13 protein-coding genes are annotated in these 15,052 nt (G+C 47.5%); 3 read left to right on the top strand and 10 right to left on the bottom strand.

From position 1 onward, the window contains the following. The first annotated feature begins 17 nt into the window (after positions 1–17). On the top strand, positions 18–1,874 hold the full coding sequence (locus DWY55_RS15835) for a serine hydrolase (protein ID WP_120178148.1): 1,857 nt from the start codon (positions 18–20) through the stop codon (positions 1,872–1,874). Between the two features lie 153 nt (positions 1,875–2,027). Here DWY55_RS15835 and DWY55_RS15830 read toward each other — a convergent pair whose 3' ends face one another. From DWY55_RS15830 to DWY55_RS15820, 3 genes are all read right to left on the bottom strand, one after another. Beyond that, on the bottom strand, positions 2,028–2,672 hold the full coding sequence (locus tag DWY55_RS15830) for an FKBP-type peptidyl-prolyl cis-trans isomerase (protein ID WP_008662765.1): 645 nt from the start codon (positions 2,670–2,672) through the stop codon (positions 2,028–2,030). Positions 2,673–2,739: 67 nt separating this feature from the next. Continuing rightward, the gene (locus tag DWY55_RS15825) at positions 2,740–4,281 is read right to left on the bottom strand and encodes a glycine--tRNA ligase (protein WP_057253822.1); all 1,542 of its coding nucleotides are present in this window, start codon (positions 4,279–4,281) and stop codon (positions 2,740–2,742) included. Between the two features lie 246 nt (positions 4,282–4,527). Then, positions 4,528–6,054 carry a MutS-related protein gene (locus DWY55_RS15820; protein ID WP_008662761.1) on the bottom strand — a complete coding sequence of 509 codons (1,527 nt, stop codon included), beginning with the start codon at positions 6,052–6,054 and terminating at the stop codon, positions 4,528–4,530. Between the two features lie 404 nt (positions 6,055–6,458). Between DWY55_RS15820 and DWY55_RS15815 the strand changes: the two genes are divergently transcribed. Continuing rightward, entirely contained in the window at positions 6,459–7,682 is a 1,224-nt protein-coding gene (locus DWY55_RS15815) for a site-specific integrase (RefSeq protein WP_120178153.1), read from the top strand. A gap of 20 nt (positions 7,683–7,702) precedes the next feature. After that, a complete protein-coding gene (locus DWY55_RS15810) occupies positions 7,703–9,028 on the top strand; it encodes a site-specific integrase (protein ID WP_120178152.1) in 1,326 nt (441 codons plus the stop codon). 25 nt (positions 9,029–9,053) lie between these two features. Here the strand turns inward: DWY55_RS15810 and DWY55_RS15805 are convergent, their stop codons facing one another. The 7 genes from DWY55_RS15805 to DWY55_RS22540 all read right to left on the bottom strand — a co-directional run bounded on the left by DWY55_RS15805 (position 9,054) and on the right by DWY55_RS22540 (position 14,804). After that, positions 9,054–9,365, bottom strand: coding sequence for a helix-turn-helix domain-containing protein (locus DWY55_RS15805; protein ID WP_022161963.1), 312 nt, complete (start codon positions 9,363–9,365; stop codon positions 9,054–9,056). Then, positions 9,362–9,655, bottom strand: a complete 294-nt coding sequence (locus tag DWY55_RS15800) for a helix-turn-helix domain-containing protein (protein ID WP_022161964.1) — start codon at positions 9,653–9,655, stop codon at positions 9,362–9,364. Before DWY55_RS15800 ends, DWY55_RS15805 begins: the two co-directional genes overlap by 4 nt. 12 nt (positions 9,656–9,667) lie before the next feature. After that, entirely contained in the window at positions 9,668–9,991 is a 324-nt protein-coding gene (locus DWY55_RS15795) for a helix-turn-helix domain-containing protein (RefSeq protein ID WP_022161965.1), read from the bottom strand. Positions 9,992–10,197: 206 nt separating this feature from the next. Continuing rightward, positions 10,198–10,614, bottom strand: a complete 417-nt coding sequence (locus DWY55_RS15790) for a hypothetical protein (protein ID WP_032949291.1) — start codon at positions 10,612–10,614, stop codon at positions 10,198–10,200. Between the two features lie 318 nt (positions 10,615–10,932). Beyond that, positions 10,933–12,240: a sigma-54-dependent transcriptional regulator gene (locus tag DWY55_RS15785; protein ID WP_120178147.1), complete on the bottom strand. Its 1,308-nt coding sequence runs from the start codon at positions 12,238–12,240 to the stop codon at positions 10,933–10,935. Beyond that, positions 12,215–14,587 carry a hybrid sensor histidine kinase/response regulator gene (locus tag DWY55_RS15780; protein WP_188521495.1) on the bottom strand — a complete coding sequence of 791 codons (2,373 nt, stop codon included), beginning with the start codon at positions 14,585–14,587 and terminating at the stop codon, positions 12,215–12,217. The genes DWY55_RS15785 and DWY55_RS15780 overlap by 26 nt, the downstream gene beginning before the upstream one ends. Before the next feature lie 82 nt (positions 14,588–14,669). Next, positions 14,670–14,804: a hypothetical protein gene (locus DWY55_RS22540; RefSeq protein ID WP_279387221.1), complete on the bottom strand. Its 135-nt coding sequence runs from the start codon at positions 14,802–14,804 to the stop codon at positions 14,670–14,672. Positions 14,805–15,052 lie beyond the last annotated feature (248 nt).

The raw sequence follows: 15,052 nt of genomic DNA, 5'->3' as shown, positions 1-15,052 counted from the left end.
TCTTAAATTCCTTTATTATGAAAGCAATATATTTTTTTCTCTTTTCTCTTTGTCTGCAAGCTGCCACCGCGCAACCCTTGCAACGCGTAGCCCCTGAACAAGTGGGAATGGACTCACGCAAGTTGATGTATGCTGACGAAGCGATTGAAACAGCCATCTCCAACAAGGATATTCCCGGTGCCGTACTTGCTGTAGTACGTAACGGCAAGATGGCCTATCTGAAAGCTTACGGCAACAAGCGTATTTATCCCAATGTGGAGCCTATGACTGCCAATACTATCTTTGATATGGCATCTTGCAGCAAATCCATGTCGACCGCCGTATGTACGATGATACTGGCAGAACGCGGCAAGCTCCGTATGCTGGACCCCGTCAGCCTCTACATACCCCATTTCAAGAATTGGGAAAGCGAAGACGGCAAAGAGAAAAAGGTAATCCGCATTGCCGATTTGATGACACACACTTCCGGTCTTCCTCCCTATGCACCGGTAGCCGAGCTAGAAAAGCAGTACGGTTCTCCCAATCCTGATGGGCTTATGGAATATATTGCTACTTGTAAACGCGACTTCAAGCCACAGACAGATTTCCAATACAGTTGCCTCAACTTCATCACCCTGCAACATATCATCGAGACAATAAGCGGCCAGAGCCTGCGTGACTTTGCCCGTGAAAACATATTCGATGTACTCGGCATGGAGCATACCGACTATCTGCCCTGCCAACGTGACAAGAATGGCAAATGGATAAATACAGCGGACGCAAACTGGGCAGGTATCACCAAAGGAGACTGGCACAATGCCATCGCGCCAACCGAAAAACAACCTGACGGGCAAGTCCTCTACGGACAAGTACACGACCCGCTGGCACGTATCATGAACGGAGGCATCAGCGGCAACGCCGGAGTATTCTCCTGTGCCGAAGATATTGCCGTGCTCTGCGCAACCCTGCAGAACGGAGGCGAATGGAACGGCCGCCGCATCCTGAGCCCGCTGGGCGTAAAAGCCATGCGTACCGTGCCACGCGCCACTGCCAGCCTGGGACGCACTCTCGGCTGGGACTGCTTCACAGCATATGCCTCCAACAACGGGGACTTGTTCGGCCCGAACACCTATAGCCATACCGGATATACGGGTACTTCCATCGTTATCGACCCGGACAATGACACTTCCGTCATACTGCTTATCAATGCCGTGCATCCGGAAGACGGGCATAGCGTGGTTCGTCTGCGTTCATTGGTTGCCAACGCTGTAGCCGCTTCTATCTGTCCCGTTCCACACGCCTATACAGACCACTATTACAAACGCTTCCTACAGTTTATGGATGAGCCTGCCATTACAAGCAAAGACATCGTCATGCTTGGCAACAGCCTGACTGAAGGCGGCGGTGACTGGTCGGCACGCCTCGGCAAGAAGAACGTACGCAACCGCGGCATTATCGGTGACGAAGTGATGGGTATCTATGACCGTCTGCACCAGATACTCCCCGGACATCCCGCCAAGCTGTTCCTGCTTATCGGAGTCAACGACATTTCCCACAATCTGACGTCGGATAGCATTGTAAGTATGATTCGTATGACAATAGAACGTATTCGGAAAGAATCTCCCGATACGAAACTCTACCTACAAAGCCTGCTTCCTTTCAACGAAAGTTTCGGCCGGTACAAAAGCCTGACCGGAAAAACCGATATGGTGCCCGAAGTCAATGCCCGCTTAGAAGCACTTGCCAAAGAAAAAGACATTGCCTATATCAACCTCTTCCCCTTGTTTACAGAGAAGGGAACGAATGTACTGCGTAGTGAACTGACCGGCGACGGACTACATTTGAACGAGGATGGATACAGGATTTGGGTAAAGGCCATCAAGAAGAAAATATAGAACGAACCGGCATCCGAGCGTCTGCCACCACCAGCAGGCAGAAGAAGACATACCCAACCCCCATTAAGCAAATTCCCCCTGCCATAGATGTCTATGGCAGGGGGAATTTGCTTAATGGGGCGTTTCGGCACACACCCTCTTTTATCTTTTATTTCATTCGGCAAAGCTAACCAGTTGCAAGTCAAACGTCAGCAGAGATCCTCCGGGGATTGTATTTGTAGAATAAGGAGCAGTATAATCATTTATACCATATCCGCTTTGATAAGGGATATACAACATCCACCGCTCACCCGTCCGCATAAGCTGCAAAGCAGCTGTCCAACCGGCAACGACACCCGAAACTTCAAAATCCACGAATGAATCAAAAGCCGTAGGTTCTTTTACCGGAGGAATAGGTATATCACGGTCAATAGCACTATAACCGTCAAAGCAACCGTCGAATTCTTCGCCGTTCACATAAGTCCCATAATAATAAGCATTCACCTTTGAATGATAACCCGTATACAACGGACGTTCACCCGTCTCATTCTTCACAAGCTTTTTGCAATAGACATACTGAGCGCCTTCAGAAGTGCTTGCAGTCGTCTGTATGGCATACAGTTTCCCGAGTTCCATAGCATCGGCCTGCTCTGCTGTGGCGACATAGTTATCGCCGGTCAGCCTTCTTATCGAGTCAACAAAAGCCTCGCCGCGCTCTCTCCAGTTATCATACTTTCCAGCCTCTTCCACTTCTTCACAAGAGATAAAAGCACCCACCAGCAACAGCAGGAAAGGCAAAAACAAAAGGGACTTTTTCATTTACTATTTTATTATTTACTATTTACTATTTCAGTTTGTTCACGCACCAGTCCATTCCATAACCGATTTATTGCAACGTTTTCAGCAGCGATGTGATGCTTACGCGGTCTGCAATGATATTGTTCAGTTCGGAGATAGCCACGCGTTCTTGCTGCATGGTATCACGGTTACGCAAAGTCACGCAGTTGTCTTCCAAAGTCTGATGGTCTACAGTTACGCAGTACGGAGTACCAATGGCATCCTGACGGCGGTAACGCTTGCCGATGGAGTCTTTCTCGTCGTACTGGCAATGGAAGTGGAACTTCAGGTTGTCGATGATTTCGCGTGCCTTTTCGGGCAGTCCGTCTTTCTTTACCAACGGCATCACAGCCAGCTTCACCGGAGCCAGGGCAGCGGGAAGTTTCAATACTACGCGCGTTTCACCATTCTCCAGCTTCTCTTCACAATAGGAAGCAGACATGATGCTGAGGAACATGCGGTCTACACCAATCGAGGTCTCGATGACGTACGGGGTATAGCTTTCGTTGGTTTCAGGGTCGAAATACTTGATGTTCTTGCCGGAGAACTTCTCATGTTGGGACAAGTCGAAATTCGTACGGCTGTGGATGCCTTCCACTTCCTTGAAGCCGAAGGGCATCAGGAACTCGATGTCCGTAGCCGCATTGGCGTAGTGAGCCAGCTTGTCGTGGTCGTGGTAGCGGTAATGGTCGTCGCCGAAGCCCAGCGCCTTGTGCCATTTCAGACGGGTAGCCTTCCAGGTCTTGAACCAGTCGAGTTCCGTACCCGGCTTCACGAAGAACTGCATTTCCATCTGCTCGAACTCGCGCATACGGAAGATGAACTGACGAGCTACGATTTCGTTACGGAAAGCCTTACCAATCTGGGCGATACCGAAAGGAATCTTCATACGACCGGTTTTCTGTACATTCAGGTAATTTACGAAGATACCTTGTGCCGTTTCCGGGCGAAGGTATATCTTCATGGCACCATCGGCAGTGGAACCCATCTCTGTTGAGAACATCAGGTTGAACTGGCGCACCTCTGTCCAGTTCTTTGTACCACTGATAGGACAAACGATTTCTTCGTCAAGGATAATCTGACGGAGTTCGTCCAGATTATTATCGTTCAAAGCCTTGGAAAAGCGTTCATGCAGGGCATCACGCTTGGCCTGGTGTTCCAGCACACGACCGTTGGTACTGCGGAACTGAGCCTCATCGAAAGCCTCACCAAAACGCTTGGCAGCTTTGGCCACTTCTTTGTTTATCTTGTCATCGTACTTGGCAAGCTGGTCCTCTATCAACACATCGGCACGATAACGTTTCTTGGAATCGCGGTTGTCAATCAAAGGGTCATTGAAAGCGTCCACGTGTCCGCTGGCTTTCCAGATAGTGGGGTGCATAAAGATAGCCGAGTCGATGCCGACAATATTTTCGTGCAGCAGTACCATACTCTGCCACCAGTATTGCTTGATGTTATTTTTCAGTTCCACACCCATCTGACCATAGTCATACACAGCTCCCAGTCCATCATAAATCTCGCTGGAAGGGAACACAAAACCATATTCCTTACAGTGTGATACGAGTTTCTTAAAAACGTCTTCTTGTGCCATTTTCTGTTGTATCTAAATTAATTTGAATCTTATTTTCAGCTAAAAAGCGCCACAAAGATAGGGATTTATATCGTAAGTAGGACACGGAGGGTATTAATTTATCTTATTCCACCTTTTGAACGGACGCACCGAAGCATAAAAATTACAATTCCCTATCGGTAGGATACGAACGTTTCTACACTTGAAAATAGATACAAGCATAAATACTTACCCTCATTACTTCCACCTACAAGAAGACATTAAATATTACATTTTACCCTTTCCAACCAGCCGATATGCTTCCCTGACCACTTCCTGCGGATAGCCGCACATCTCGATAATCCGGATGGCATTACGTTCCGTCACCGGTCCCGGCTTCAACTTATAATCAAAAGACAATGTATTGTCGGCAACACACTCACAAAAATGAAACAATTCATATTCGTCCTCAAGTAAGGAAGCCAGTTCGACATCGTGAGTGGAAGCAAACACAATACTGTTCTTGTGCGCCAAAGCAGACAGCACAGCTTTGGCTATAGCTATCCGTTCCACCGTATTCGTCCCCTTGAACAACTCGTCCAGCAGGAAAAACCGCCAACACTCCTTTCCGGCTTCCAGCATCTCTCGAACAATTTGCACCTCCTGCAGAAAGAAACTTTTTCCTTCCATCAGACTATCCTCCAGATGGATAGCAGAATATAATGCAGTATCCATAGGAAAACGGAAACTGCGGGCAAAACAAGTATGGAGCACTTGTGCGGAAAGCAGGTTAAGTCCGATGGCACGGATAAAAGTTGTCTTACCGGACATATTGGAGCCGGCAACAAGGACAGATTTGCCACAGAGTGTAATGTCATTAGGGATACAACGTTCTATAAGCGGATGATAAAGCCCTTCTGCATGAAACGTTTCACCCTCGCTGCAAGCTTCCGGTAAAACATAATAAGGCAGCCCATCCCGGAGTTCGGAAACAGAGCAAAGCACATCCACCAATCCGAAATAGCGGAAAACCTCTTCAATCTGTTCCTGTCTACCCCGCAATAGAAAGAAAGCCTTGGAAACCGGAATAACTTCCCGCAGAAAAAACACATTCACTATCTCGGTGAAGAAATAAGCGAAAATGGCGATGTCGCTCTCCAGTCTGATACTGAAACGGAAAGTGGAAAGTTTCTTTCGCAACGGATGCAATGCCTGCAAAGTCTTTTGGATATCCCGATGCACGGATGCACACAACGGAATCTGTGCCAACTTCTCCGCTTGCCTGAGCAACTGCCATAACTGAGGAATGGAAAAGAAATAGCCCTGAATCCGCGCCTTGCTGCGATAGTGCAGTACCATGTTCACCAATACCGATGTGCACAAAATCCCCAGAACATAAAGCGAAGACGTAATGTAAACTATTCCCAACAAAACAAAAGGCGCGAATTGCAAGATAGTCAGCAAACGGTAAAAGCGGCGGGAATACACGGGATGGGAAATGGAGAATAGCGATGCAATGGTATAAGCATCCGGCGTATCCAGTTTCCGCAACTCCGACCGGATTTCTGCACGCAACTCCTTGTCAGCAGAAAGCTTACGAATCACTTCCTCTTGTTCCGAAATCTCCGAAAGACGGTTGTAATGCAACACGTCGTAGAGGTACTGTCGGCCCACACAAGAAGAGGTACGGTCAGCCCATTCGAAAAAATCATCCAGATTGAGGTCATCCCAGGTTTTCTGCGACACCAAATGTTCTGTCTCCCTCGCCGACCGGTACTCGTGGTATAGCGATATATCCGAAAATGACTGTTCCATCAAAGAATTATTTGGAATGATGCACAAAAATAATGAAACTCGCCCGATTTCGGATGGATTTAGGAAGAATAATGTAAACTATTGGGCTTTCAGGGAGATACGCAGCATTATTCCGCATTTGTAAATGTGTGCTTTGAAGCCGTTTTTTGAATAGTTAAGCGAAAAAATTGCTACCTATCCGTTGCCCATTCCAGTTGTATGGAGTTGTTTGAAAATCCTTTCTGCTCCGACCGTAAAGAACGCAGTTTCATCATTTTGGCTTAGCGAAGGTACTTATTTTTTTTGAGATATGAAAAATATAGGTTCCGGAAGTCAATGGTGATAGCTTTGTCGATGTCTGACGATATTTTACATGCCGATGATTAACTCTGTCTCTGTTAATTTTGCAAACAATGGAACAGATTATGAATCAGACAGATGTAAAGGTTTCGTTCTACCTTAAAAAGAGCGAGGCGGATGCCAGGGGAAACTGTCCCGTGATGGCACGGCTTATTGTCGGCAAGCACTCTGAAACAGCATTCAGTGTCAAGTTTCGTGTGCCACAGTCATTGTGGTCATCCGGACGGGCGTGTGGAAAAAGTGTTGCGGCAAGAGACATAAACAACAGACTGGATGAAATACGTGCTGCCGCGCTCGGCATCTATGCGGAACAATCTGCAATCCGTGAGGATGTAACAGCAGAGGATGTAAAGCATCAACTTTTGGGTATGGCTTCGGAACAGGAAACCCTATTAAGCTATTTCAGACTTTTCATTAGAAATTTCGAGAAACGCGTTGGGATCAATCGTACGGAAAAGACATTGAGGGCTTACCGCAATTCCTACAATCATCTGGTACGTTTTTTACAGATGCAATATAAGCTGTCAGATATCCCTTTTGCCGCATTGGACCGTTCCTTCATTGAAAAATATGACTTGTATCTACGTACGGAATGTTGTCTGGCTTCAGGCACAATAGTCAATCTTACCGTCCAACTGAAAACAATTGTCGGAGAAGCTATTGCTGACGGTATAATAACAGTATTCCCGTTTGTCGGATATGAACCGGTACATCCGAAACCGGAACAGAAATATCTCACCTCCGAAGAATTGAATAGGATTATGACAACACCTCTCCATGATCAGATTCTTTATCATGTGAGAGATATGTTCCTGTTTTCCTGTTATACGGGTATTCCCTATAGCGACATGTGTCTGCTGACAAATGAAAACCTTTCTCTCGCGGAAGATGGTACCTGGTGGATCAGGAGTTCTCGCAAGAAAACCGGTGTAGATTTTGAAATACCGCTTATGGAACTGCCGTTCCATATTATTGAAAAATACCGCGATATGGCTCCTGAAGGAAAGCTTCTTCCCATGTATTCCAACAGTTCATTGAATCGTTATCTGAAACGCATCGCCGAAATTTGCGGTATAGGACGTAAGCTGGTCTTCCATGCAGCCCGTCATACCTATGCGACAGAAATTACACTTTCCCATGGCGTACCGCTTGAAACGGTCAGCAAGATGTTGGGGCACAGTCGTATTGAGACCACACAGCATTACGCAAAGGTGACAGACAATAAGATAGATACAGATACGAAAGCATTGGATAAAATAATTGTTGAGCGGTTTTCTGTAGTTATTTGATAATGGCAAAAAATAGGATTATGAAAAGAAATACTGACAATATGGAAATCAAACGTCGCAGTACATTTGCGATACTGTTTTATATAAACCGCACCAAAGTCCGTAAGGATGGAACGTGCCAGTTGCTGTGCAAGATAAGCATAGATGCCAAATGGGAACAGATAGGAACGAAAGTATCCGTCAATCCGGCCATCTGGAATCCTGAAAAAGGACGGGCTGACGGCCGCAGTGAGAATGCCATTACCGTCAACCAGGCTATTGATGATCTGACCAAAGAAATCAAGGAGCATTACAGGCGGATTAAGAACAGTCTGGGATTTATTACGGCAGAGCAGGTAAAGAATGCCGTGATGGGAGTCGGTCAGAAACCGCTAACTCTGCTGGCTCTTTTCAGAGAGCATAACGAGGAGTTTAAGAAGCGTATCGGTGTGGATCGTATAAAGGAGAGTTATGATTCCTACTTACGTTCATATAAGCACCTTTCGGCTTTCGTGCAGGAAAAACGCGGCGTAGAGGATGTACTGCTACGTAGTCTTGACCGTGTGTTCTACGATGACTTTGAACTTTTTCTCAGGACGGACAGGAATTTAAGCCCGAAGAGCGTGCATGAACATCTTTACAGGCTGAAGAAGATGACCATGCGGGCTGTCAGCCAGGGAACAATCCGCCGTGATCCGTATTGTCGCCTTCATCCTGAACTGCCCAAACGGAAAAGTCGTCATCTGAAGCTGGAAGACCTGAAGACACTGCTTACAACACCTGTCGAGAAGCCACAGCTTCAGTTTGTAAGGGATATGTTCATCTTCTCTACTTTTACCGGACTTGCCTATACGGATTTGAAAAAATTGAGGGTAAATGATATTACTCAATCTGAAGACGGTTCATGGTGGATTCATATCCACCGCCAGAAAACAGGAACACTGTCTTCTGTCCGATTGCTGGATATTCCTTTGAAGATAATAGAGAAATATCGGGAACAGAGAAAGGATGACAAGGTTTTCAATCTGTATAGTCGTACGTATTTCATTATGCTCGCCCACCAGTTGGGTGAAGTTTATGGATTTGAACTTACATTTCATAAGGCACGACACAATTTCGGAACCCATATAACCCTTTCATTAGGTGTTCCAATCGAGACAGTCGGCAAAATGATGGGGCACATGCGTATTGAGACCACGCAGCTTTACGCCAAAGTGACTGACAGGAAAGTGGATGAGGACATGAAACGGCTGAAAGCAGCCGGAATGGATCGGATTCCTGGTCTGTATGAAGAAGATGTTATTGTCAAGAAACGAAGAAGGAGATTCGGATACCAATTGTCCGACAACAAAGAAACGACCTTGTAAAGAGGCCGTTTCTTTTACTTTTGCTTCATACCCATCGCTGTTCTTCCCTGCATCTTTTATAAGCGTCATCAAGAACTTTTTGTATGTCTGACTCTTTGTAAAGGGCTTTTCCCTGCACAAGATAGTAAGGTATCACACCAAGGGTCCGGTATTCCTGCAATGTACGCCGGCTTACTTTCAACAGCTTTGAAAGTTCCTCGTCCGTGAGGAAATAATCACCGTGAAATGCGGGCCTTGGAGCCGTCCGTATTGCGTCTATCATGCGCTCCATGTTTTCCAGCCCTTTGAAAATAGTATCAATCCGCTGGTCTTTTCTGTTTATAAGATCGTAACTCATGGCTTTCTTTTTTGTGGGTGATAACTTGATTCCAACAGGCTTTGTACATCTTCCGGTTTGTAGAAGAACTTGTTCTTGATCCGGGTGAAAGGCAACAGTCCTTTCTCGCGATATACCTGAAGTGTTTTCTTGGATATTCGGAGAACCCCGCATACCTCCTGATTGTCCATCCATTTTTTCAGTCCCGCGTCTTTGGTCTGACTACATAGACCGATGACTTTTTTCTCAATCAGGCTGAGGCGGACAACCAATTCGTCAAAGGTCTGTTTTTCCATACATATAATTTCCATACCGTCATTTTATTAGGATTGAAGACCGAGTTCCTTTTTTATTTTCGCAGGCAGCACCTTTCCCTTTTTGTTCAGGAAGTCCTGGACTTCCGAAGCTTTGTAATAGGTACGTCCGTCAATCATGTAGTATGTGACGAGCTTCTTCTGGCGGTAGCGTGCAAGGGTACGCTTGGTAACACCAAGGAGTTCGCACATATCCTGGTTGTCAAGCAGCTTGTCACCTTCAAGGGCGGCCGTCTGCCTGTTCATACGGTTCAGTCTGTCATCTATCCTGTCAAACCGTTCCATTATCTGGTGGAGCATCATCTGGAATGTCTCCCTGTCTATCTGTATCATAATGAATTCTGTTTTTAGTGTAATAATTCCATTTTTTACACCGTGTTGCGCAACAGGTTTCATTATGATATAGGCCAAAACATGGACCAATGGAGCATATTGCCACATAAAATTATGGCAAGTCGCTGAATAATAGAGAAATAAAAAATCAGCCCCATAAAAACGAGACTGATGGAAGTATTGCAAATGCAAGAGCGTGCAATCTTTTATTGCAATGTTTTGCGATAAGTAAGGCGGCAGATCCCGTTTCTGAATGTTTTTGTCCTGACCAGTTCCCATTTGTCCGTGGAGATATGTTTTGATACGGGAACCGTTTCGGAACTGATTACCGGAAGAAGAAAAATGACCATCTCATCTATCAGGCGGTACAGGGACAGTCCCCGCAGCAGTTCTGCGCCGCTGTCGTCATAGATTTCAGCCAGATATATGTCAGAGGGTGCAGACTGTTCCTTGTCACAGATGAGGTCGACTAGCGGATAGCCCGGATACAACATGCGGGTGGACCGGCCCCGCCAGTAGGGGAAACCGTCATCGCTGTTTTGTATCCATTGCAGCAGGGAATCGTTCCGTGCGGGGACGAAACCGTTCAATGTCATTGCTATCAGAACCTGTAACTTTGCCATACCTTGATACTCCAAATGAAAAGCGTGAGGCTCACGCTATTTCGGATGGAGGCTCTGACAAAGCCCAATACAGAAATTTGCATGAGCTCACGCTATTAGGCATAGCATAAGCTGCACGCAAAAGCCTCTGTATTTTTGAATTTGTCAGATTCCCATCCGAGACGTCTTGCGACTTATGTATAATATCCGGCGAGGCTGTCAGCCCTGTCGGTATTTTCTTATGTTCCTGCTGGCAGTATGTATTCCATATTTTGCCAGACTTATGCAAATGTAGGCATTTTATTCCAGACTGGAAAACATCTCCGGTCTATATTGCCTTTATTTGTCGTTCAGTCCGTATTTCTTCATTTTTCTGTACAACGTAGAAGGATCAATGTGCAGCATCTCCGCCGTCCGTTTCCGGTTGCCCGTGCATATTTTCAAGGCCCTGATGATGGACTGTTTTTCCTGTGTCTCATTTTCCGGAAAAAGGAAGATTTTCTCTTTCTCATCCTCGATTCTTATGTTCAAACAAACCGTTTCGATTATCGGCTGTTTGGACAGCAGGACGGCTCGTTTGATCTTGTTCTGCAATTCCCGTACATTTCCCGGCCAGCCGTATGAGAGCAGCTGTTGCTCTGCCTCACGGCTGAATCCGTCGGTCTGCCGTTTGAGTTCCCTGGAGAACTTTTCCCTGAAATGTTCGGCAAGCGGAAGTATGTCCTCCGGGCATTCATGCAGGGCCGGCAGGACGATTTCAAATTCCCCCAGACGGTGGTAGAGGTCTTCCCGGAAGCGTCTCTCCCTGATGGCCAGCTGAAGGTCCTCGTTGGTTGCCGCCACTATCCTTACGTCGGAGTGTTTCTCCCGGTTGCTGCCTATAGGGATATAGCTGCCTTCCTGCAAGGTACGCAGGAGCATGCTTTGTACCTCCATGGACAATGTTCCTACTTCGTCAAGGAACAGGGTCCCGCCACGGGCCGTTTCAAAGAAGCCTTCACGGTTTGTGTCCGCCCCCGTAAACGTCCCCTTCACATGCCCGAAAAAGAGCGAGGGCGCAAGCTCTTTGGGAATGACCCCGCAGTTTACTGCCAGGAACGGCTTTTCCCTGCGCTCGCTGGAATAATGGATACGTTGCGCTACGGATTCCTTGCCTGCACCGTTCGGACCAAGAATCAGTACGGAAATGTCAAATGGAGCGACCGTACGAGCTAGATTTTCCACTTCTTTCATCTGTCGGCTGTTCCTGGGAAGGATGCCCTTGTCCTTTCCGTATATGACTGAGCGAGGATGCAGGATGTTCTTTATCAGACTTTGCAGTTCATCCATCTGAACAGGCTTGACCAGATAGTCTTTTGCCCCCATCTTGATGGCACGGACGGCATCCGACACGGAGGCATATCCGGTCATGATGATGAAGGGAACGTCTATCCGTTCTCTCTGCATCCATTCGAGCAGCGATATGCCGTCCCCCTGCGGAAGACGGACATCGGAAAGGACAAGATCGAAAGGCTCCTTTTTCAGAAGCCGCCTTGCACCGGGTTCGTCTATCGTCGTCACTGCTTCATAGCCGGATTTCTCAAACCATTTCTTTTGTTGTCCGGCCAGCAGGATATTGTCTTCAACTATGAGTATTCTGTGTTTCATCCGTATAGTTCTTTAAGTCAAGTTTTCTGATTTCCGAAAGCAGGTTCTTCGCATCGCCTACCAGCCGGTCTATTCTTCCGATGACCGTCTCTGTATATGTACTGATGGTCAGATCATCGGAAGTATCGTCATGTAGGATTCTGCTGTATGTTTCCAGTTCACAGGCCACTCCCAGCTGTTCCCAGGTGGGATACATGCGGTGCAGGGTGTTTTTCATCCGCTCCGTGTCCGTTTTCATGCTTTCAAGGGCTTTTTTCAGTTCCGTCCTGTTGTCGATCGATTCCTCAATGAAAGCATTGAGCATCCATTCCATATCCCCCGTCTCTGCGGCTAAGGCATTGAAATCCGCCTTCTGTTCCTGCCGCTGGCCCGACCTTTCCATTATGGAGGAAAGGAAAGCCTGCAGCTCGTTCATGGAGAACGGTTTCTGTATGCAGCCGGAAAAGCCGGCTTCAGTATAGCGGCTTTCGTCCACGTCGTTGCGGGCAGTCATGGCGGCAACCGGAATGGTGCGTGAATTTCCGATATTGGAATGACGCAGGAGATATAGCAAGTCAAAACCGCTGGTCCCGTGCATCTGGATGTCTGTCAGCAGTAAGTCGTAGGGTTCTTTCCGCAGTTCGCCCACCACGTCCTTCGCCCCGATGCAGGTACGGCATGATACACCGTTGCGCTCCAGCATCTCCATGACGATGCGCAGTTGTATCGGATCGTCGTCCACAAGGATGATACGCTTTGGAAGGCTGAGCCTTTTCACGGTCGGCATGACGTGGTTCTTTACCGGTTCAGTGGAAATGGTGAGGGGGATTTCCGTGTGGAACAGACTGCCTTCCCCGACATGGCTCGATACGGAAATACTGCCGCCGAGCAGGTTCACAAGTCCCTTGGTTATCGGAAGGCCGAGCCCGAAGCCTTCCGGCGAAATGTCTGGCGCCGCCCGTTCAAACGGTCTGAATATGCGTTCTATCGTTTCCTTGTCCATGCCGATGCCCGAGTCCTCCACCTCCATGGTCATTACCACGTCCTTGTGGCTTACCCGGAAACAGACTGTTCCGTTGCGGGTGAACTTGATAGCGTTAGTCAGCAGGTTGTCCGCCACCTGACGGATACGGTCCGCATCTCCGTATACCACTATGTCGGTGCCTTCTGCTTCCGTTTTGAAGACCAGCCCCTTGTCATTGGCCGCACAGGTGTATTCCTCGTTAATGTCGTCGACGAAGGCTTTCAGGTTGAAAGGTATCCTGTTCAGTGATTCCTTCGCTTCGTCCAGTCTGGAGAGGTCAAGCAGGCTGTTGGCAAGCCTTGTGATATGGCGTGAGGACTTGATGATGTTGTCAAGGTAAGTGTTGCGGCGTTTTCTTTCCCTGGTGTCAATGGCCAGTTCCGCACTGCCGCAGATGGCGTTCAATGGTCCCCTTATGTCATGGGAAAGCGTTACGATGATACGCTTTCTCATTTCGGACAGTTCCCGGTTCTGTTTGAGCGTATCCACCAGTCTGCTGCGGTCATGTTCCTTGCGCCGTATGTCCCTCTGTATGACAAGATGGGATATGATCAGCAGGACAATGGCAACGATGATGGTAGCCGCAAACAGCTTGAATGAAAGTGCCTTTGCCTCCGCAATCCTTGTTTCCCGGTTTTGGAAAGCGGCCTGAACCTGTTCGTCAAGGGCGGTGATGAAGGAGTTCAGTCTTTTGTTCAGTTTCAGGTTTTGCAAACGCAGGCTGTCAATATAGAGTCCGATATGTCTGTCATGCTCTTCCTGCATAGTTATCAACTGGCGGTTGAGCTGCCGCAGTTCTGTCGTGGAAGCCGGCACCTGTACGGTTTCCTTCTTGCCAAAGAAACCTGCTATGCCGTTTTTCCGGCGGGTGACCGTGCGTGTACGGGTACTCTTGTCGATGACCTCGGGGAGATGGTTGTAGAGCAGGCTGTCTGATGTCCTCTGCTCCTGAAAAACCGTTGTAAGATGATACAGGCGGCTTTCCTTCTCTTCCAACAGTCGTCGCAATGTGTCTATCTGTTCGTGGCTTACCAGATCCAGGCCGTTGTCTTTCATCCGTTCCAGCAGGCTGTCTATGTGCAGGCGCCTGTTCTGGTATGCTGAGAAGTCCTCGCTGTCCCATCCGATGGCGGATTCCCCCAGCAATGCGATTCCGACAATGTGGCGGCGTATGGCGTTGACTTCATTCCGGATCTCACGTACTTCTGCGGTTCCGTTTGCTATGTCATGCATTTTTTTGCGCTCATGAAGCAGTATGGCAATCATGCTTCCGATGACTGCCAGCAATATCAGATAACCAGCTATGATTTTTGTCTGCAATGAAATTCCACTTAGCTTCCTCATACGCCTTATGATAAAAAAATCCCGGAAGGTTGTGGGGCGCAGTCTTCCGGGACGTGAGTAATTTGGATGTCACCCCGATGCGCTATCCAGTCGTACACAGAATGCACTCCGGCCTTTTATAACCTTGGCGGGCGACGGTTTGCCCGCATGATTTTCCCTTCTGCCGGCAGCTGTCGGCAGAAAATTCTCTGGTTCGGGTATCCAATATCTTGTCCATATTCTTTTTTTTACAGTCAGTCCATATTTCTGTTTCTCCGTATTTTCCGATGCAGGAAAAAATAAGGCCCCCTGTTATAGTCCCGTGTGGAAATGTGGATGGCCCTGTTTTCGTTTGCCTGAATTATGGAAGTTCCGGCAAGACAATACGCTGTCCTATTGTATAATATTCCAAAATACAAATATATACAGTAAGCGACTGCTCAACTACATCTTGTGTATTCGATTTTTTATTGAGGTGCACTCCAT

Origin of the sequence: Bacteroides sp. AF25-38AC (genome assembly GCF_003602995.1) — a bacterium.
Lineage (GTDB): Bacteria > Bacteroidota > Bacteroidia > Bacteroidales > Bacteroidaceae > Bacteroides > Bacteroides uniformis.
This window is presented reverse-complemented; position numbering and strand designations above follow the sequence as displayed.